1 pseudogene is annotated in these 554 nt (G+C 29.6%); it reads right to left on the bottom strand.

Annotated features, from left to right (window positions below):
* A pseudogene (locus AWT63_RS02005) lies at window positions 1–554 on the bottom strand (hypothetical protein); the annotation flags it as partial.

Here is a 554-nt window from a genome sequence, read left to right as displayed (position 1 = left end):
TAAAGATTTTTCTGATGTTTTACTATTACTTAAATCTTTTCCTATTAGAACCGAGTCTTTTCCATAAGCTACTGTATTATTTCCTACTGATACCGCATTTTCAGCAGTATCATGTGTTTTAGCTAAATGCCCTATTACAAATGAACCTTTACCATAAGCTACTATATCGTTTCCTATTGCTACTGCATTTTCTGCATTTTCATATATTTTGGCTAGATAACCTATTGATACTGCTTTTTTTCCTTCAGAAAATGAATCTTTTCCTATTACAACTGAATCTTTACCTCGAGCTACTGCATTATTTCCTATTGCTATCGCATTTTCAGCTGATTCATATGCTTTAGCTTTATTTCCTATTGATATTGTATTTTTCCCTTCAGAAAGTGAATTTTTTCCAATTACAATAGAATCTTTACCTTGAGCTATTGTACTATTTCCTATTGATATTGCATTTTCTGCATTTTCATATACATTTGCTCTATTACCTATTGATATTGAATTTTTACTTTTAGCATGCGAATTTATACCAATAACTAAAGATTTTTCTGATGTTT

Origin of the sequence: Caviibacter abscessus (assembly GCF_001517835.1) — a bacterium.
In the GTDB taxonomy this organism is placed as follows: Bacteria; Fusobacteriota; Fusobacteriia; order Fusobacteriales; family Leptotrichiaceae; genus Caviibacter; species Caviibacter abscessus.
Note: the sequence above shows the minus strand (reverse complement) of the source record. Positions and strands in the feature narration are given on the sequence as shown.